Source organism: Nostoc sp. 2RC (assembly GCF_014222165.1).
Lineage (GTDB): Bacteria > Cyanobacteriota > Cyanobacteriia > Cyanobacteriales > Nostocaceae > Nostoc > Nostoc linckia.
On the sequence record NZ_JACKZU010000129.1, the window covers coordinates 1 to 20642 of the forward strand.

Here is a 20642-nt window from a genome sequence, read left to right on the forward strand (position 1 = left end):
GATTTAAGTTATACCATTTATTTGTGAAGATGCGCCTATAGGACTTACCCAAAACTACATAGGTTCTGGGGCAATACCCTTTGCTTCTTTACGAGAGGCTGCGCCCTAAGCGTAGCTATGCCGTAGGCTTTACGCAACGCTAGCGCGAACGGGAAGCCTTCGGCTACATGAATTGCCCCTACGTGAATAAAGCGCAGCCTCACATAGAATTGATATTAGGTAATAAATAAAAACATCTAGCTCAATTAGATGCTTGGGTTGATTATTTTCTAGGAGTTGTCGCTATGAAAAATGCCTCCGGCGCATCCTGGCGGACGAACGCAAAACCGAACTACCGCCCCCAAGCATCTGACACCAGCATCGAAGCTGATATCTACCTGTTTGCCCGATTGCGCCAACTATCGCTCAAACAACGGGTAGAAATGTTCGCCACTTTTTTGTAAATGATAATCTCATGAATCAAAATAGCTTTGAATCCGTTAATCCTAATGATATAGATGAACTAAGTCCCTCTATTTTGCTGGAAATCCAAGATAATGTTAGACAAGTTATAAGCGATAAATTACCGCAACATTTACAAGGTGAAAAGACATTATCTGCATCAGAAGCGTCAGAGGCGACAGATAATTATGACTTGTTTGAAGCTATTTTTAATGAAGTATTGCATAGAACTATTTCTTCAATAGTTTCAGGAAAACATAAAATTGATGAAAATAATCTGCAAAATTCCTATAATATAGTAAATAACAATCTTCAAAGCTATAGAGACAGCCACCAAAACTCATTATTTAAATCACAGCCATTTGAGGCTATTCCTACAGCAGCACTTATGCTTTCAAGCATTAACTCTCAAATCAAGAAAGAAGAGTCGTGGCAAAAAAATGAAGAAGGGATAGCAGTTGCACAACACAAAGCTAAAGGCAATCCCCAAAATTATATTGAGCATTATATTAGTACCCCTGGTGATATAACATTACTTCCTTGGAATGAAGCCCAACAGATTATCGATAAATTTGGGTTTACTAGTGCCAAGCTGCATTTAATATTGGCTGCCTATACAATGGAGCAGGAAAAACCTTGGGAGAGCTTATTTACTGTAAAAGGCAGTGATTTGATAGAAAAAATTGGCTGGGATAAGCGAACTGATTTACCCAAATATCAAAAGCTTTTAGAAATAGCAAAAACCGCATTTGCATTGGATTGTTTATTAGTTAAAACAGTATGGATAGAAGGGAGAAATAGAAAAGGTGGTATAAATGCTAGTACCCCTGTTGGTCGCATGTGGAACATCACGATTGTGCCATATGGTCAGGTAAATACATCTGGAAAAATAGAAGAGCCTGATGAAGTTCAAATAATTGTTCAACCTGGTACTTGGACTAAATACTTTTTAAACAAAGCGGGAGCCGAATCGCGGGAAGCTTTATATCAGTTTGGCTACTTAGCCCAGAATGTCTTAAAAATTGACCCATATCATGAAGAACTCACGCTAAGGTTGGCTATATATTTGACATTGGATAGTCGGGTACGTCTTGATGGAAGCTACAAGGTACAGGAGCTAATAGAAATTGTATTGCCCAAAACAGAAATAGATAAAGCTTTATCAGACTTCCGTAGAGCTTACGACCTAAAACAGCGCTGGGATAACGCTCTGAAGCATCTGCTTAATTTGGACTGGCAAATTGTGTTTGATCCAGAAACATACCCCGAATGGCTAAGACCACAATATACGCAGAAAAAGCCTAAAGGCTACTTTAAAAAACTACTGGATGCCAAGCTGACCATCAAACCCCCACATCCTATTCCTGAACTAATAGCATCCAAAGTTAAGCCAAAGGTACAACAATTACAGCCTAAAGCGAAGGATACAACGCCAGAAGACATTAAATTGACTGGCAGCCAAGTGAGGGAAGCGCGTATTGCCAAAGGGTGGCCACAGACAAAGCTGGCTAGCGTTCTTGGTGTATCCCAAAAGTTTATCTCACTAGTTGAACGAGGCGATCGCCCCCTCAGCCTACAACAAGCCGCCTTTGTCCGCATCCTCTTAGATATCAAAATTTAAGTATTAATACTTAAAAGGTCTTGACACCAGTCGGCTATCAACTTCAAGCGGCAGGTTCTTGTTCTAGTTTAGTTATAGGAAAAAATTTGCTTTTAAGCCTTGTCCCGTATAGCTTTGAGCTTTAGAACAAAAACTCTAGTGGTTTTTGTTCTAGTTTAGTTCTAGAAAAAATTTAGTTCTAGGGAAAAAAATTGAAAAAATTGGCTTCAAAGCTTTGCCATGTATAGCTTTGAGCTTTAGAACAAAAACTCTAGTATCCCCGGATAAAAACTCTAGTATCCCCGGATGAACTGTCGCTATAACCCTTGCTAAATAAGGGTTTTTTTCTTCGGAGAAGATAGATCAGTTTTCAAACATTGTTCTTGCGGATATGGCATGATCTTGCAATAGTACTTATGCGACTGTCTGCTGAGGGGGTAAATCACGTAAAAGAAGTGCTTTTATGCGTACTTGCCAAATGCTCCGTGTTTGGCTTGAGTGGGTTACAGCGTCAGATGGTCACAAGCAAAAGACTGCATTTACCAAGGAATTTTGTCTATGGATTTAAAGATTAAATTGCCGGATTTACTCAATCAACTGTTGTCAGGGGAGTGCCGCAACTTCCAAAAAAAAGTTGGGTAGTCCGCTAGGTGCTTGGTTTCAACAAAGACTTATAGCCTAAGCCTAGTAGAGTGAAGACCGCGAGATGACTGGTAATCATCTCAGCACACTGGGGAGCTATCCAACTCCTCAAAACAAAAAGTTAGATTTTTAAATTTGATTTCATTCTAGGCTATAAGCCTCTTGTTGACCAACTAGGCATTAAACCGAGATAGATGTAAAAACCTGCAATTTGGGTCTCAAACCCTTGTGCTACTTTCATTTTGAGAAGAAAGCTAACTTTTTCAAGAACCGCAAACAAAGAAAAATTAGGCTTTTTTAAGCCCAACAGCAGTTTTTTACATACACAGAGGCTTGATGCCGACTAGCGGCTACCCGATGACCTTTATTGGTGCATCGAGGGAACGCCATTTATGTATCTGCCACAAAACTCAGACGATTTTGCTAAATCAAATCGGACGCATTTTTCCAAAACCAAAATCAAACCCCACCTGCCAAAAGACCCAGTGGGGCAACGCTATGTAAAATATTTCTGGCATCCTTGGAGTGCCATAGTCGCCCCAGTACCCGCTTTCGTCTCCAAACCAGCGTGGCGTACCATCGACTATTACCTCCAGCCATCCCAGTTGTGGAAATTGCATCAAAACAGCCAGCAGCTAGTTGGCATCCGCTTTGATTCCAATACCTGTTACGCCATAATTGACCTCGACAAGGGGGGCGACTACCATAACCTAGAATCTATCAACCGCATCAAGTCCGCCCTCGAAGACATCGGCATAGTCGATATCATCATCCTCCAGTCCAGTCATAGCGGTGGCTATCACCTGATAATAACCTTTACCACCCTCCAACCCACCTTCAACCTAGCCTGCGCCCTAGAATACGCCCTAAGAGACGCAGGATTTATCCCCCGCAAAGGGCATTTAGAAATCTTCCCCAATGTCAAACCTTGGGCTGAAAATAGCATCATCAACTACAACGCCATCCGCTGCCCCATGCAACCCGGTAGCGGCGCGTTATTGTTAGATGATGACCTGCAACCAATTAGCGATTCAGTTTGTGTCTTTCTGGATTATTGCGATCGCGCCGCAGTACGTCAAGATTTAACCCAACTCAAACGCGCCATCAAAAAAGCCAGAAAGCGCCACAACCGAGAAAGATATCGCAAGCAAATGTCCTCCGACGTTGAGGCATGGCGTGCCAACTGGGAAGAAATCATCACCACAGGCTGGACAGGAAAAGGACAAACCAACACCCTCCTACAAATCCTTGTAGGCTACGGAATCGTCTTTTTGGACTTAAAGGGCGAAGCATTAGTTAAATACGCCATAGAGACTGCCACAGCCGCCTCTGGTTACACGCAATACTGCCGCCACCAGCATGAAATCGAAGCCAGAGTGCGGCATTGGATAGAATGTACAATTCGACACCAGTGGTATACCCCCTATGCCAGTTATCCCGAACGGCTATTAAGAACCTTCGCCAACACCTTTGCCGAAGCAATATCCGGCAAAGAAGCAAGCTACGCTCTGATAAACGGCATAATCAAACCCAAAGACAACATCATTCCCTTTGACCGTCGCCAAGCTTTAAACCAGCAACGCAGCCTAGAAGCCCAAAGAAGGATTCGGTGGGCAGTAAATGCCTTGGAATGGGGTACAGGCTTACCAGAGGGCATAACCGACCGTACAAAAGCCATAAGCAACGAATATAAGCAACGTTTTCACAAAACCCTCTCTCAAGAGACACTGCGGAAACATTTACACCTGTGGCATCCCAAATGGTACATAACTGACCCTTGGGCAGAAAAAAGCTCAAACCCTTGCCAGATAAGCAAAGACGGGCATTTTGATAAAATATATAGTCCTGAAAAAAATCAAAATGCCCAAAATCCTTATCAGATGGACATCAACGGGCATTTTCCCTATATGAAGGTTTTGTGTTTACCTCCTGCTGCTACAGCCCCCCAAGGGCTGGAGCCAGCAGAGGAAGTTGAACAACCCGATGTTTTTCAGTCAGACTCAGCTCTAATCCAGCCTGCGGAAAATCTTGAATTCATAAATTCTTCTAATAGTGCTGAAATTAATTCAAATAAAACCAGCAATCAATTAGAGAATTCGGTTCATACAAACATTTTACAATCAAATGAATTCAGTTCTCATCAGGATTTTATATACCTCTGTAGCTCCGGCACGTTTTCAAAAGTTGATAATCAAAACTTATCTATCACGGAGAATAACGGCCTGGGTGTAGTTTCCATACCTGCTGCGGTTGCACCAGAACCACCACAGGAAATTGCCAATAATGGCCGGCAGAGTGCATTGGAGGATAATTCAACACCTGCTAGAGTGACAGCAGAATCATCACTCCAAAGTGCCAATAACGGCTTGCAGAGTGCATCCAAGGGTGATTTGACACCTGGTGTGGTTCCACTAGAACAACCACTCCAAAATCCCAACAACGGCTTGCTGGGCGCATCTGTTGGTGAAGAGACTGCTGATGTTTCCTACCGCATCGAGGAACTCAAGAGAGTAACCAAACTCCGGCTAATGGCTATGACCCAAGCTAGGGCTAAAGTCCAGCAATACCGCCTAATCACGGGACGTATTCTCAGCACTCAAGAACGCGCGAGCCTGGAGATGATTGCCAAAATGCAATTTTACCTCGATTCGGGATGCTCTGTGCTGGTAGCAGAAGCCGAAGCGTGGGCAACCGTGAATCCAGGTTGTCTGCCGTTTAGCTTAGAGTCAGCTTTTACGGAACCTGCCAATGAGTGATAGTTGCGTTACAGGAAGGCGGCGGGAGAGCCTCTCCTTCAAGGGGTGGGATGAGTTAAATTCAGGATAATTTTTAACTGAAAAACTTATTGAATTGGTTCAAAAAACCCTTCCTCAATCATTGATTCGAGACCAAGTTTATCTACTACGGATTCAATTACCCATCCCATACCTTCATATCTTCCCTGACGGTAGCATTCTTGCTTAATTTCTTCTCGCCGCTCCTGTTGTTTTCTACTCCATTCTTCTGGTTCTAGATTATGTCTTAAAAACTTACTTGTGACTTCAAAACTGATGAAATTAGTGAGTGCGAATAGGCACTCATCCAATGTTCCTTCTTCTAGAAAATCATAATCAGCTTCTTTGGCATCGACTAATACCCAAGCTTCCCAATGGTTGCTTAACTCAAATATTCCTTCTCGATAGTAAATCGGCTTATTTTTTTTGGAATTGTTTTGGCGTTTTGAGTTTAGTTGAATGACTTCGGCTAAAGGTCTTTTTCTACCCATAAATAATACCTTAATTAGAAAATTTTTCTTCCGATTACAGATATTGAAATAATCTGTTTAATTCCCTTCATGTTGAAAATTTTCAACTCCTTATCTCAATTAAAAATAGTTCATCATCTGCGATTGTTCTAATATATATTCTTTGAGTCTTTCCCATCCCCATTGTTTAGCTACTCGTAGCGATAGCCGATTGCGAGTACTAAATATAATGAAGATTTCGCCCGCATCGTTTTCATTAATATCAACAACCCACTGGTTTCTAAAATCGTATCCCCAATGAAGCGCAGCATCCTGCCACCATTGGTCGCATGGGTTCTTGAAATTGGGATTCTCTAAGTAATGGTCTTGCCAGTTATAGGGTTTCCACTGTTCTTGAAGTGCTTTGATTAAAAATGCATTTGGATGCTCGAATTCTTCCGAGTTGGCTTGCTTCCAATACCAATAGGCAATTGTGGCACGTAGCGCATCTTCCATCCCTACAATCGATTTGAGGATAATTTCTTGTACATCTTCCCGATAGAAATCTATACCAATATGAGCAAGCGCATACTTGTACTGGTTGAAGATTTCATCTTTAGCTTCGAGTTCGTCGTCATCATATAAATATGCAGTATTGAACGACTTAATACGCAGCATTTTGGCTGGTGGGCAATGAAATGTAACTCTCTAATTTTAGTGGTAAATGAATCCCAAGCGATGCCTAGATTGCGAAGTACATTAACGATACCTTGTAAAGCGGGGAAATTTCCAACACCAAGTTCTAGAATAAAAGTGCAGTCAAGCGAGCTTGTAAAATGCCTTCCCCGTTCCCCGGTATGGACCCATATCTTGAAGGCTACCTGTGGAGTGACGTACACAACGCCCTTGCCAGCAAAATCCGTGCCTTCCTCACCCCACAGCTGCGTCCCAAATATGCCGCACGACTGGAAGTATATGTTGTGGAAGATATTTCCCCTGCCAGTGAAATTGGTATTTTGTACCCAGATGTCGAGGTATTGCAGATAAGACAACGCCGCGACATAACTCCTCCTACCCCCACATCGAATATTGCCACAACCCCCGCACCACTAACGCTTCCAGTTATCCAACCAGTCGAAGTCCGCATCCCCACAGTCGAAATTCGGGATACTGCCAATAACGTACTGGTAAGCTGTATCGAAATCCTCTCCCCCGTAAACAAACGGGAACCAGGTATTACAGACTACCGTAAGAAACGCCAGCGTTTATATAATGCCAACGTCCATCTAATTGAAATAGACTTGCTGCGCCGGGGAAATCGACCATTTAACCACCCCCGTCTTCCAGATGTTCCCTACTTGATAACCTTAACGCGATCGCAATCTGGAGTAATTGACGTGTGGCCTGTGACGTTGCAAGATACTCTCCCGACGATACCCGTTCCCCTGCGCGAAGGCGAAAGAGATGCTGTACTGGAGTTGCAAGCCGCGCTGAATGCTATCTATGACGAAGCTGGGTATGATTTATCGATAGACTACACCCAATCTCCACCCCCACCAGTATTGAGTGATACGGATACTGAGTGGATGTACAAACGGTTGGGAAAATCTTCTATAGGCTAGTGAAGTGCCCACTCATTCCGCTACGCTTCACTTCGTTTCGCATGGGGTCTTCCCGCCAAGATTGATAAATCTGACCAACAATATATAGTTGCTCATTGAATCATTAAGAAGCAGCTTTCATACCACTCAAATCGCTATCCAAATGTGATTCTCGACGTATATTCATTAATTTTTGCTTGTAAAAATCATCCATTTTGGCAACAAACTTGCCATTTACAAGCTTAATCCCTAATACATCAAGTGCGTTGGCAAAATCTAGGAAGCTAGCATTTTGATAATTCTTATCTTCAAAAGATTTAATTTCTTCTTCAGTACGCTGACAAAATGCTGCTAATTCTTTTTGAGTCAGCTTCATTGCTATCCTGGCTTTAATTAATAGATCGGGTAAATAATCAAGATTTTCTATTGACAGGACAATTGGTTGCTCAGGATCATGAGCAACTAATGTTTCATATTCCGTTATTTCATCCAATAATTTCCGCCGCAGCGCATCGTTAGAATCTTGAATTAACTGCCAGCCATCCGGGTCTTTTAATCGCTTTTCTTCATTCGCCCTTAATTTCCGGTTGGCTTCAGCAAATTTTTCTGCCCATTCCTTGGAATATGCCAGTTGTTTATCATCTTTAATCATGGCTCCCACTCCAATAAGTTAATAGCTACAATACCCTTACGATTTTGTTTTCTATCGCGCTGAAAAAACTCTATTGATATTGTAGACTCATCCACGGGTTGGTCGGATGGATAAATTTCCCCTCGATACCTGGCTTTCTGTGCTGTACTGTCATAAAACTTTAATATTAGCGGTGCATTTTGTCTGAGGTAGTCTATATCAACATCATCCCTATCCCAGCAACAATCAAAATCTCGCGGCTTCGGTTCGCTTGTTACGAATGAGCCATTAATATAAAAAATTCGGCATCCAGCAGTTTTTAATTCTGCCATTACCACTTCCATCCCTTGAATCATTTGCATTCGTTTATCTGTATATCCAAACCTCTCTTTAAACTCCTTCCAACCGCCAAAATGTACCCCTGGTGGTAGATTACCGTTTTCATCAAACTCAGGAATCATTATTTAATAAATAGCACCAATTTTACTGATTTTAAAATCATATCACTTAAGCAAATATATCCGGCGGATTTAAAATAAATTGAAGTACACAAAATTTCGTGTAAAAGCATGGCATCAAGCCTGTTTTACATTAAATTCATGACTCATGAATTCAGAATTTTAATGTAATATACAATTACATAAGATTGCGGATGATGATTTTTTTTGACTCTATTTGTTGAATTAAAAATTTAGCATTCAGGATTGTTTTAATATATAGTCCAGTTCTAGAAAACTCCTATTTGATTTTGAAAAAACCAAGGTGACTGTAAGCTTGCCATACAAAGGTTTATTTCTCAGTATACTTAGCAATATTCAAGTAAGATTACTATATCTCTGGTAAAGATACTTCCTTCTGTTTATTTTTCAATTGTTGAATTACAGGTATTAGTTTTTGTAACTGTGTTATATCTTCATCACCAAGTTGTGGTGGTTCTATAGGTTGCCATTCTTCTGAGTTATAGAAAGTTTTCATCACCTGAATACCATCACTGTTACGTATCAGGGTTAGTTGGTTATTTTCAATTGTCGCCGAGTATCTATTACCTTTCAATGCTGTACTATTAAGTACCAAGAGATATTCCGCAACGATGGGGGCAATTTCTCGCATCCGAGCAATTTGTTCTGCGATATCGGGCTGTTGCTCAGTTGGTTTCTCCTGTGATAGTGCGGATGGTTCTGCTGCAACGCCAAGAAGAATTTTGTTATCGTCCGTAACAGTTATAAGTGCTGGTACTTCATTAAATTCTTGGTTTTGCGTCGTTTCAACTGTTGTAGGGGATGAGGGTGGCGACGCTACCACAGTTTGTTTTTTAGCGAACGGTTCATTTGCTATTGTGGGAACTTCTTCAAGTACTGGCTCCAAGTTTGCTGTTGAATGATATTGTGTACTTAATACTTCGATAGTTGCTGTTTCTTCTGATGCTCCATCGGATGAAGAATCTTGTTTAAAATTCCATTCAATCCAACTTTCCAGATAATTAATCCGCTTATCGTCAATTGTTCGCCCGCGTTTGTAACTTTCAATTAGCGACTCGATTGGATATCGATATTCTTCTTGATAGCTAACTTTTAAATGTTCCCGGATGCCAACATGAGTATATAATTTACCCAAATCCCCACCTTTAAACGGCTGTCCATCCAAGCAGTAGCTTATCCCTTTGAGCTTACCAGTACGGGTAAACTTGCAATCAACTTGGATATTTTCTTTTAACAATCGGGCCACAAATACTGGCATTGCAGGATTATCTACTGCGGCTTGTTCAATCTGCTTTTGCAACCGTTCAACTATATTTTGGGTTCCAGATTCTTCAGCTTGTTGTACGTGTTTAGGGTAAGCCTTTTTCTTATCTACTTCCCAACTGGACGGTTGAATAATTAAATCGTAATTTTTTTCAATTTGACGCAAGATTTTTTCTGTACGGTAATAATCTAAATAATCGTCATTGCACTCGCCTTCGTAAGATACCCGGTTAATTACCATATGTGCGTGGGGTCGAACTTGCCCGTCAAATTCCGCATCGTTATGCTGCACCAAAATAAATTGGTTGTTCGACAGTTTCAACCCCTCCCGTAAATCTTCCGCTATTTGGCATAATTCCCACTCGTCGAGGCTTCTATCACCGGGGGCCGGACTAAACGATAGGTGCAGTACAGGTTTTTGGACTCTGGGGTTTTTATTGGCAAAGGAGCGAAACTCCCAAGCAAGTTGGGCGGGTGTTTCTCCTGCCATATTAGTATTGATCAGCCGCGCCGAAGCTTTGCCGAGGACGTAGGCTACACAACCGTAAAAGCCATTTCCCTTGGTGATGTTGCCAATCACTTCTTCTCCAGGGGGAAAGCAACTACTTGGTCGGGTTGTTCCGGTTGTTCGGGTTGGTTAGCCACAGGTGCAGATTGTTCTGAGTCGGGTAGTTCAGGGTTTTCCGGCATTCCCAGTAATATCTGCTTTATTTCTAGCAGTAATGGTTTGAGAACTTCAATTTCAGGGCGAGGGTCAACTGCGATTGCCTCCGGCACTGCGCTCCGCGCAATCGCTTCTCCCATTTTTACAGCTCGGTTGATGGCATAGGCAATTTGGTTGATGTTATTGCCAATTCGACCCAGTTCTACGTATGTCGCTTCGTTGATGGCGGGTACTGGGGGAGCAATGTAGATGCGATCGCGCTCAACACAGTAGCGGATAAATTTAGAGAGATTCTTCCCCATACCAGCAGCTTCGGCTTTGGCTTCCCAATCTTCTTTTTCTGATTCGGTTAGTCTGAGGCTGACAAGTGAAGTGCGTTTTGGTTTGGGTTTTGACTTCCGTCCAGCTTGAAAAACTTTTTTGGCTGTAGTGGTCTTACTATTCATCTATATAAATGAGGTTTTTCAAAGAAGTATTTAAATCTACGGTAAATTGATAAACTTCTCAGCAATTAATAATCATCACGCTTAATATTGGTAAGCAACCCCACTGCTAGAAGCCAGAGGCATCCATTACGAGGTGGTTCAGTGATATAAATCCACTGTTTTTCTATCGAGTTTTGGGGGTTTCCAAAGGGGGTGGAACCCACTTTGGCGAGCTTGGCGGCGCGAAAAACTAGGATTTATATGAAGAAATGTAATACGCCGCCATTGCTCGCTACCCAAAATGCGACTACGGTATACGAAAAGTATAGCAAACACGGGAAGTCTTGTACAGTAGGGGTTTGAGCGCAAGCGCTGGAATTAGAGGCAGGTGTTCGCTTCCTCCCATTCTTCCCCTACTTTCCCCCAGTTCTCACCCAGTTCTCACCCAGTTCTCACCAAAAATATGGACAATTCTTTTGCTGGAAAAAATAATAATTTTTATTTTTAGAGATAATTGTCCACTTTTAAGGGGAATAAATGGTAATTCTCCCCCATTTACTCCCTACTTACTCCCCTTGTTTGTCCCTCCGAGTAAAATGGTAATAATAGTCACTTATTTATACTGAAAAAAGTTTTTAGATGAAATCCACTGATGTTGTAGAACTTCGCATACGTAGAAATCAGAATTCAGATGCTGGCAAGTTAATTAAATTTTTAATGGATTATGAAGCTAACCAAGCGGTTAATCCTGCTGGGGATAATGCGACTAAGCTTGCACTGAAAACGCTGCGGCTGTTTTTTATGCCCTATGTTTTGGAGGCTCTTGGCGATCGCTCTGGGGCAAGGGAATGTGCGATTTGGTGTATCCAACAATTGCAGAATCATATCTGGCGGATGGTACGACATTTTGAGTTGGATAAGTAGGCGATGGCGTTCCGCCCACTGTAGGTGATGCTCTCAAAGGGCGATCGCAATTGAGTAATCCACTTTTAGAGGTACTGCCCCTCAATAATCTGTGTTATCAGCACAGCGCCGTGGCGGAGTCGGCTTCAGGTGGAAGGTGGAAGCTAAGAGAATCGTAGACACGATATGTGAAACGGCAAGGGCAGACGACTGCGCTCGCTGTATTGGTCAATTTTGATAATATTTAGCAACAAAGAACAGTATGCCACCTGTTTCAGTGTTGCTAAATTTATGATGATGCTGTGGGCTTAACAAAGATATTTCACGACTATGGCTCGCGAATAGCTTGGATTGGTCGATACGCATCAAGTCCAGCAGCAAGGTGGAGCGGAGCAGGAAAAATTGTAGCGTCAAGATATTGAATTAATCCATAGAGCCGCAGGCATTGAGCATAGTTTGCCCAGTCGCTAAAGCAGTCTGAAGACTGTAAGGTAAGGTTAAGAAATATGCCACGGGGGTTGTACCCTTGGGCACGAGGACTTGGTTTTTTTAGTTCTCCTTTATTGTCACCTCTAGTTTTGGGTAAGTAAACTAATTTGCTCTCATTTAAAATACCTCCACTACGGCTTTCAGGACGCTGGTTACTCAAGTAATAGTTTCCACACTCAGAATCAAGAGATGAAGGGTAAAATACCCCCGCAGTATGCCCTTTTAGTTCGCCATCTTCATCACAAACGCGATAAAGAGGCACTTCATGTTCATTGTTAGGTGCAATGATACTGGCTACCCGAATGTGTGGATAATCTGATGTGGATATAAAAGAAATAGGTTTATCTTTATCAGGACTAAAAGCAAGACAATGCTTTTGCCAAAACTGTTTTTGCAGAAAGACTAAACCGCGTTTACGAAGATTAGTTGTATCAAAGCAAAAAAGTGTTGGTTGTTGACATTCTTGGAATAAATTATTAAATACCCAAGACTGAATTTTGCTGGGATTTAGGTCAATGGGAGGAATTTCTTTCAAGCCTGATGCCATTTTTACTTGGAAGGTGTGAAAGTCAAACCACTTATCACAACCAAAAGCTTTAGCAGTAATACCTGTTTTGTCCATCTGCACTGCAACAGGAAGATATTTAGTGCTGTCACCTATATAGTAAGGAATGAGATAAACACCACAGCTTGCGACATCGGCGGGAAAATTTTCTGCCTCTATTGTTGGAATGGTATAGGCACCTGCCATCGATAGCAAACTTTTAAGCGATGATTCCATACGATATGCTAAATTACTTTTGAGAGAAATTTTTTCAAATTTCCCCTCTTGTTTATTCGCTTCTATTGTTTCTTCTCTTTCATGAATTGCGTTGTTGAGTTCTTCTTCAGTTAAAGCATCTTGACGGTCATCTTCTGAATCATCTTTAGCCACAAAATGGTCGGTGACACTGCCAAGCATTGCTAGTGCAGGACGAAGACAAGGTTTTGGGTCTTCGCTAGTATCTCTCCAAAAGTGTTCTTTGGGTAGTATTTCAATTAAGGTTATTGTTTGTTGATTGGATGATGCGTAATTAGTTTCCAATGTGTTTAGGATTTTTTTGATTCTCTCTTTACATTTTGAATCCCAATTTTCTCCTATTAATTCTGCTCCATTGGCTCCCAGTTCATATACAAAAACATCGTTGATGCCGTATTTTGATGCGAGTGCGTGAATTAATTTATTGGAAGCAGTAGTCTGTGATAATAAAATGAGTCTCAAATCCTGCGGGATATAGAATGGAATATCTTCGCTTTCAACAGCAAAATGTGATTTGATGAACTTTCCTAATGCTTTATATTCAGAGCTAGTTTTTTTGACTGCTTGCTTGTTATCGCAACGTGTGTAAGTTTCTATAGTGGGAAATGCATCACCAAAAACTTCTTGTATTTTCTCTCTGCAACAGTTATAAAATATTTCAATGTCTTGAGGAAATAATCCAGCACCAGCATTGTGCGAATGAGACATGGTATTGTTATATACTATCCCCCAGGCGAGGTCATCTTGTTTGCAGGGATTATTTATTACTTCTAAAGCTGTAAACTTATCTCGGAAGTTAAGTTCGCTGATTAAACGCGCGAGATGCCCTTCAAAATCAATATTTTTTTTCTTGTCATCATTTTTTTTATCGTCACCATTTTTCTTATTATCAGCATCCTTTTTCTTTTTCACGAATTTTAATTGACAGGGTGCAAATCTTGTAGAATTTGTTGGACTGACATAAACTGTTACACGCGAAGATAAAAAGCCTAATTCCCAATTTACCCAACGCCGTATACCGTAATTACAACTTATGTATGGTTTACCATCTGCGGCATAGTGAAGCGCAAAGCTTATCAGGTAGGAGTAATTATGAGTTGTCTTGCTCTTTTTATTCGTCTCTTTATTTGTCACCTCTTTAATTTCTAATTCTGGTGTCCAGCTAATAAGTTCTGCAACATCACCATTATCAACAGCACAAGGGCGAAAAACTACTTCTTTGAATACCTTGCCAGTCGTGGGGTCAATGAGTTCGAGGGGTTCAGATGCTATTGCACTAGCTAAGAGATACGGGATGAGATTGTAATATAACGGGTTGATTTTTAACTGAGCATCCTCAATAGTCCACACTTTTTCCGGAAGTTGTACTTCCTCAAAGTGCAAATCATCACCAGATAGAGAATTAATTTCTGCAATATCAGCTTCTGTCAGAGACTTTGTATTTTCAAGACAAATTCGTAACCATGTTTTGACAACAGTTGCAATGTAGTCAGTGGACACATTGTCAGTTTTGCTATACAACCACTTGGCGTATGATTTCAGCTTAAACGCATTTTTTGAAGGGAATAAAATTTCATCATCTAACAAAAGTTGAAGTGCATGATTAAGGTTCTCTATTGGTAGCGAAATGTAACCTTTACCATTCTTCCGCTCCTGCAATCTATTAAATAGTTTTTTCCAATCTTGTGGAACGGTTAATGAATATAATTTAAACGGCAGTGATATCTGTGTTGGAACTTGTAAAGCGAACAATTGTATTGAATTAGATTTAGATGCCATCTATTTTCTCCAATGCACGGTAAAAAGGTTCGTAAAGCGATCGCACTAGCGCGATGTCGATTTGGTCATAGCCTGTTCTGGTTTTGCCAAAGTACGGTTGCAGAACGTACTTAAATCCTTTAAGTAAGGAATCTTTTTCAGTTTCAGCTTTCTTCTGGGCAAGGTTAGGTGCCCATGCTGCATCAATAAAACGAACTAAAGTCGGCTGATTACCACGAATTGTTCGGGCGATCGCCTGCCAAGTAAGCACCATCAAACTCCAAATCAGTCCTTCGCGTAGTTCTTTGGATAGTCCCTTGTGGGAATATTGCAAGATGGTGTCAAGACTTTTGAGAAAGATGCCATAACCTTCACTACGCCAAGAGTCGCAAGCATCTATAAAGTTTCCTTCCCTCTCTTGGGCTATCGCTTTTCTTTCTCTCCACAATGCCAGTCGAAATTTATAATCGAGATCATCAGGTGCGGGATGCGGACGAACCAGAAAATATGCTCCACCAAATGCACTCAGCCCTTTCGCATTTAAAATGTTCTTACCCCGCCCAATCGCTGCTATTGGTGCAATCAAAATTGCTCGATTAGTATCAGCAAAATTTTCAACATTACTGCGAGAAATCAAAGATTCGTCAATTTCCTCCAGTGGCGATCGCGAAGTCAAAGCCGCCACCCGTTCTTTCCAATAGGAGCTAGTATCAATGCTCTTGATGGCATCGTAAACAAAATCAACCTGCTCGTAACTATTGACATACCAAATTAAACGCTTTCTACCTTCAGGTAACGTGTCAAAATCACGTTGCAGGATATCAGTTTGACGAAGTAAAGATCGCACTACCTGCAACAGAGCTTCTTCCTTATTTGTTGCCCCAGAAACCCGGACAGGGCTGCCATCTGGATAGTAACAAGGAGAAAAGTGAAAACTACTTTCAGAAATTGCTTCGATAGCTTTCCTAACCCTTGGACGTAACAAGTAATCGACTTGGCGTTCTAGATGGTAAATCGGACTTTGCCCAGCCCAACTTGTACCACTTAGTAATAAAGCGTGCGCTCCTTGAGTACCTTCATCAGCAAAGACATGGGAAAAATTCTCCAACAGCCAGCGCCCTTGTCCCAGTGCTTGGAAGTACCAAAGTGTTAATTGATTCTCTTGCCATTCCAGCTTGAACCCGCAAACCAAACCAGATGCTAGGCCCGGTATCAACCCGTAAAAGTCCCGTGGAATGCGATTAAAGAAAACTATTTCTTCGGCTCCATCTACTTGCTGCTCAAGCCCGTATGCAGTTTTGATTGACTGTTGAAAAAATGACACAAAAAGGACTAATTTGAGGAATAATGCAAACTTGCTACAAAATCCCCATTTATCTTTAATTGCCTTCAACCAGCCTTTTTTAGTGAGTTCTGTTTGTATTTTGGCAATTGTTTCCTGCTGTTCTTGGTAGTTTTCACTCTTTAGTCTCATTGCATACTCAGCAAGCCAGGAGTTTTTCCAATCGCCTAGCAGGAAATCAGCTAACTCCAGATAAACAGGGTTTTTATCAAGAATGAAAGTAGATGATTCAGTATCTATGCCCTCAGCTTCGGCAATTTCTAATACAAAATCCCTAGCTAGGGACGAACAGGTAAAGAATTTCTCTGCCAACCACTCGCTTTCATCAGGGGATAGTTGCAATTGTGTGCAAATATTATCAACAAGCGTATCGGCATTTTGCAAAGCATGATTGAATTGCCCAAAAGTAAGCTGCCGTAAATCGTTTCTAGAATTACGTAGTTTAGTAGCTCGCGTCCATGTTACTACTTGATCGAGAAATCCATTACTTCCCCTCTCAATTAATTTGATAGCAGGTAAAAATGTTGAGTCGAGGTTCGATTGCACCTTGTCACACTCGTCGAAAAACACGACGCTACAAGTCCGGTACATCAATTCATAGTAGGTAATTGACTGTGGGCTTACGTGCGGTAGAGGACGAGTGAATATTGCAGCTGCTACTGTGGTCAAAATGACATCTGCGGAAGCAAGTTCGTTAGCATCTCGGTGTCTTGGACACTGCCCAATCAGGGGACAAATTCTTACACCATCCCCGTTGCTATTATTACTGTTACCGTTACTGCTATTATTACTGTCGTCAGAGTCTTTTACTTCTCTTAAATCAAAGCAAGGAGGAGAAGGAGGATTTGAAGGTTGAAAGTATTGGCTTAAGGGACAAGCTGTAGATAAGTGTGTGAAGCCGTCTATCCCACCATCTACACTATGCCAGTTCTTAAGATGAACTTCTCGATTCCTTTGACCAATTACTACTGATACTCGTAAGCCAACTTTTTTAAGTAGACTAGCCATTCTTAGGCACGTCACAACTTCGTTAAAGACAATGCCAACTCGGTGTCCTTTTTTTGCAACTGCTACAGTCAGAATTTCAATTAGTGTCGATTTACCTGCATTTAGTAGCCCAACTAAGTTTTTTACCCCGTCGAACACTATAGTGTCGAGTTCAACAAACCCCATTCCTTGAAAATGCTCAAGGATGATATCTGATAAACGCCCTTTATGGTTTTGACCGCAGTGTTCATCTAGAAGATTTGCTGCCGACTCCATTTCTTTTCGTGTGACAGAGATTGCTTTATTATTCTCGCGGTGTACTGATAGAACCCTGCCTTGGCATAAGGGCAAATCCTTTGGGATTCTGACGCTGTAAGTGTTTTCTCCAGAGCGAAAGCGATATTCTTTACCTGGTTCTGCATATTTAACAGTACGCTGGCGATACTTCAATTTGTTACCAAGCAATTCTTCAAAACGCTCAAAACGGTTGCCCCAGATAGAAGGCATGGATTTCCGAGTGAACCGATAAGTCTTATCATCAACATCGTAGGCTCGATATTTCGAGGGAATTTGACTGTATACCTTTAACAACTGTTCTGTGACATCTTGGTTTGTTAAATACGGAACCAACTGCCTGAGATTAAATAGTGTTCTCTTTGCCTCTACTGTTTCCACTAACAAAGCCAAGCGCGGAAACAGATAAAACCTATTGGATATTAGTAGCCATACAGAAATTGCTGTTTCAAGTTCTGATTGAACACCTAACTTTTCGATAGCAAACAGGCATAGTTCCAAATCGAGCAACGCTTCAATCTGGTCTTTATGTAAGCTTGTTTGTTTTTGTAGGGATTGTGTAACTTTGTAGCGCCAAGACCTCGTTTCTCTCATGTCTTTCTCCCCTTGTTTTTAGTGGGACTTTTATCGCGCTTTGTACTTTTCTCCTCACCCCGTTTACTATTGGTAGAACGTGTGTCGCTTTCTGTATTGGTGTCGCTTTGCTTACTATTAGTAGGAGGTGTATCGCTCTCCACCCCAGCTTCGCTCGCTTGCACCTCTACTTCGCGCACACCCGCTTTTTTCTTGGCTAGTGCAAAAACTGCATCATCGAAGATGGGTTTAACATTCTCCCACCGCCATCGTGATTTCAATTCTTTAAGATAAGCAGGACGGTCTTTCTTCCGCTCCGCAGGAATGACAATATATGCAACATTCCAAGATGGTTCACTGGGTATTGGTTCATCACCTAGATTCCTGACCAATAGATAGGGATTAGAGTAATCCTTCAAATCGAGCGCCCATACTTCACCATCAGAAAACTTAATTCTCAAGTCATAGCGATCACACTCTGGATAAAGTTCAACCTCTAGCCCCAAATCTACTAACTTCTGAAAGAGTTGAATTTCTGCACGTCCAGGGTAAAACCAAAAGCGTTCGATGCCACGCTTGAGTTTTAAGCAGTCACTTGGTAGTTTTACTTTGCGCTTGAGTCTGCGTCCGGGTGGACAACGGTTACAGCTAGAGTTTGCAATCACTTGCCTTTGCGGATTTACTCCGGCCAGCGCATGACAGTAAGGGCAGGCATAGAAGTTTCCCTCTAACTCGTAGCAACTCGGTACAGGTTCGTAGCACTCATCTAAAAGATCAGACAGCCCAACACCCAGTCCAAAATCCCCTTTTGCTTTTACGAACTCCTGGTTTGACAAAACAGGATGCTCAATAATAAACCTCCGGAATTTGGTGTAAATTTGTACCCCTTGTGGGTGTGACTGGCAGTGTTGCAGTAATTCTGTTGCAATTTTCGTTTGTTCTTGGCTCAGTACACTTCCACCAAACGCTTCTGCTAATTCAATCGTTAATTCCGTGGGTTCTCCCAAAAAAAGCAAGGAGTCGCTTGAGTCTATTTCGTCGTCAATTTCCACTCCCCATTCTTCAAAAGGCTGTTCGCAAAGTTCGTAAAACTTCGGAATACTATCTGGTACATCAAGAGCTTTACCGCCCACTAGAAATGCCAAAACTACCCTGTCGTAACCTAGTTGCAAGTCTTGAGGGTAAGGATAAAGCCTCCCTTGACGCGCTTGAACCTTAATTAGACCAGCAGAAATTTGCTCAAGTGTGGGTATATCGAGTCTGACCACCAGTTACTATCCTAAAAAATAGAATTTTTATAATAGTAACTTTAAAATTACGGGTTGGGTATATGAAAATATAAAATTTTTAAAATATTATCCAGTCTATCTAGTTCAGACTGTTACTTGAGGCGGCAAGACTGTAACCATTAATAAGCTGTAAAAAATTAAGAATGCACGTTGAGACTGTGGGGGAAGGGAACTCTTGAAGCTCTTAAGAGCATTCGCGAGAAGGTTTCACGCTTTTTTCAAAGTCAACGCTTCGACTCGCAAGAGCCTTGACCCTGAGCGAACGCGAACAGCGTGTCCAAAGGACTTAGCCGAAGGGTCAAAAATATCCTTTCTTAGATGCGCTGTGATTCTTAGGATGCAACCCGAAGTACACGCGAACTGAACTTGTAAAGAACTGTTACGCCGCCTATACCGATGTTTATTGGTACATACGTATTAAAAGAGATGGTAAATTAATTAAGGTGCGATTGAGGTAGCAGGCGATGACCGACTTAGACAAAGCTAAGTACGCGGCTGAAATGTTCGCCAGTTATGAGTTTCAGGGGATTACTGTATGGATGGTTGAAGAAACTCGGACAAATTAAGTAAGTCGGGGAGAATAAACCCAACTATATTAAGAAACGTAAACACACCTGAAACCCTTACAAATGAATTTAGGGGCTTGTGACCCAGTGGCATCGGGCAAACCTTTAAATCTCTTTCCTTCTGCCTTCTGCCCTCAGCGCTGGAGCCTTTCTTTGGTCATAGTCAAACCAGATATTCCTCTAGCTCGATTCTCACCCAACTCTTTGACAAAATTCTCTGCAATCACAGCATAATCATATTCTGGTGCGAGATTTGCTCTTATACTTGGCTGACTTATTAGCTTTATTTATGTTACCAGATCCACTAAGTCATTCAAAACTGGTACTTAAAATCACCAATTTTAAACAAAATTCCACTTAGACGGGTGTTCATCACACAGCGATCGCAAAAGTTTTCGGTCTACTGAAGGAAGCACCAGGGTCAAAACTGACTATCAAGTTTGACATTGACTGTGGTTCACCTAAAGCTTTCCTTTAAGTTAAGTGCAAATATAAATCATGCCAATCTACCCACTGACCATTTTTATAAAGCGAAAAATTAGCCCATTGGTTATTTTTTGGCTGCATTTTTTCAAGTAGTTATTTTTATGCTATTAAATTCGATTCAAAAATACGCCACTCAAATGCCAATTCAACGCCACTTAAGCGTCACTTGAGTGCCAATTCAATCCCA

General features: G+C 41.5%; 14 protein-coding genes. 5 read left to right on the forward strand and 9 right to left on the reverse strand.

Annotation, left to right across the window (positions count from 1 at the left end; all coding sequences use genetic code 11):
• Window positions 1-284: 284 nt before the first annotated feature.
• The 3 genes from GNE10_RS16115 to GNE10_RS16125 all read left to right on the forward strand — a co-directional run bounded on the left by GNE10_RS16115 (window position 285) and on the right by GNE10_RS16125 (window position 5439).
• A complete protein-coding gene (locus tag GNE10_RS16115) occupies window positions 285-443 on the forward strand; it encodes a hypothetical protein (protein WP_185566061.1) in 159 nt (52 codons plus the stop codon).
• 11 nt (window positions 444-454) lie between these two features.
• The gene (locus tag GNE10_RS16120) at window positions 455-2062 is read left to right on the forward strand and encodes a helix-turn-helix transcriptional regulator (RefSeq protein ID WP_185566048.1); all 1608 of its coding nucleotides are present in this window, start codon (window positions 455-457) and stop codon (window positions 2060-2062) included.
• Between the two features lie 1013 nt (window positions 2063-3075).
• Complete coding sequence (locus GNE10_RS16125) at window positions 3076-5439, forward strand: hypothetical protein (RefSeq protein WP_185566049.1); 2364 nt, start codon at window positions 3076-3078, stop codon at window positions 5437-5439.
• Window positions 5440-5525: 86 nt separating this feature from the next.
• Here GNE10_RS16125 and GNE10_RS16130 read toward each other — a convergent pair whose 3' ends face one another.
• Both GNE10_RS16130 and GNE10_RS16135 read right to left on the reverse strand, forming a co-directional pair.
• On the reverse strand, window positions 5526-5948 hold the full coding sequence (locus GNE10_RS16130; RefSeq protein WP_185566050.1) for a hypothetical protein: 423 nt from the start codon (window positions 5946-5948) through the stop codon (window positions 5526-5528).
• A 99-nt stretch (window positions 5949-6047) separates the two neighbouring features.
• On the reverse strand, window positions 6048-6584 hold the full coding sequence (locus tag GNE10_RS16135) for a hypothetical protein (protein WP_185566051.1): 537 nt from the start codon (window positions 6582-6584) through the stop codon (window positions 6048-6050).
• A 158-nt stretch (window positions 6585-6742) separates the two neighbouring features.
• Between GNE10_RS16135 and GNE10_RS16140 the strand changes: the two genes are divergently transcribed.
• Window positions 6743-7528, forward strand: coding sequence for a DUF4058 family protein (locus GNE10_RS16140; RefSeq protein ID WP_185566052.1), 786 nt, complete (start codon window positions 6743-6745; stop codon window positions 7526-7528).
• 103 nt (window positions 7529-7631) lie between these two features.
• Here GNE10_RS16140 and GNE10_RS16145 read toward each other — a convergent pair whose 3' ends face one another.
• From GNE10_RS16145 to GNE10_RS16160, 4 genes are all read right to left on the reverse strand, one after another.
• The gene (locus GNE10_RS16145) at window positions 7632-8159 is read right to left on the reverse strand and encodes a hypothetical protein (protein WP_185566053.1); all 528 of its coding nucleotides are present in this window, start codon (window positions 8157-8159) and stop codon (window positions 7632-7634) included.
• Complete coding sequence (locus tag GNE10_RS16150) at window positions 8156-8599, reverse strand: DUF6932 family protein (RefSeq protein ID WP_185566054.1); 444 nt, start codon at window positions 8597-8599, stop codon at window positions 8156-8158. The genes GNE10_RS16145 and GNE10_RS16150 overlap by 4 nt, the downstream gene beginning before the upstream one ends.
• 367 nt (window positions 8600-8966) lie before the next feature.
• Window positions 8967-10460 carry a relaxase/mobilization nuclease domain-containing protein gene (locus GNE10_RS16155; RefSeq protein WP_185566055.1) on the reverse strand — a complete coding sequence of 498 codons (1494 nt, stop codon included), beginning with the start codon at window positions 10458-10460 and terminating at the stop codon, window positions 8967-8969.
• The gene (locus GNE10_RS16160; protein WP_260446904.1) at window positions 10457-10990 is read right to left on the reverse strand and encodes a MobC family plasmid mobilization relaxosome protein; all 534 of its coding nucleotides are present in this window, start codon (window positions 10988-10990) and stop codon (window positions 10457-10459) included. The genes GNE10_RS16155 and GNE10_RS16160 overlap by 4 nt, the downstream gene beginning before the upstream one ends.
• Window positions 10991-11608: 618 nt before the next feature.
• Between GNE10_RS16160 and GNE10_RS16165 the strand changes: the two genes are divergently transcribed.
• A complete protein-coding gene (locus tag GNE10_RS16165; RefSeq protein ID WP_185566056.1) occupies window positions 11609-11893 on the forward strand; it encodes a hypothetical protein in 285 nt (94 codons plus the stop codon).
• A gap of 307 nt (window positions 11894-12200) precedes the next feature.
• On the opposite strand, the gene GNE10_RS16170 is transcribed toward GNE10_RS16165, so the two are convergent.
• Genes GNE10_RS16170 through GNE10_RS16180 form a run of 3 tightly spaced genes read right to left on the reverse strand, consistent with a single transcriptional unit; the run spans window position 12201 to window position 19382 of the window.
• Window positions 12201-14939 carry a pPIWI_RE module domain-containing protein gene (locus GNE10_RS16170; protein ID WP_185566057.1) on the reverse strand — a complete coding sequence of 913 codons (2739 nt, stop codon included), beginning with the start codon at window positions 14937-14939 and terminating at the stop codon, window positions 12201-12203.
• Window positions 14929-18135: a hypothetical protein gene (locus tag GNE10_RS16175; RefSeq protein ID WP_185566058.1), complete on the reverse strand. Its 3207-nt coding sequence runs from the start codon at window positions 18133-18135 to the stop codon at window positions 14929-14931. Before GNE10_RS16175 ends, GNE10_RS16170 begins: the two co-directional genes overlap by 11 nt.
• Window positions 18132-19382, reverse strand: coding sequence for a hypothetical protein (locus tag GNE10_RS16180; RefSeq protein WP_185566059.1), 1251 nt, complete (start codon window positions 19380-19382; stop codon window positions 18132-18134). The genes GNE10_RS16175 and GNE10_RS16180 overlap by 4 nt, the downstream gene beginning before the upstream one ends.
• Window positions 19383-20642: the final 1260 nt, after the last annotated feature.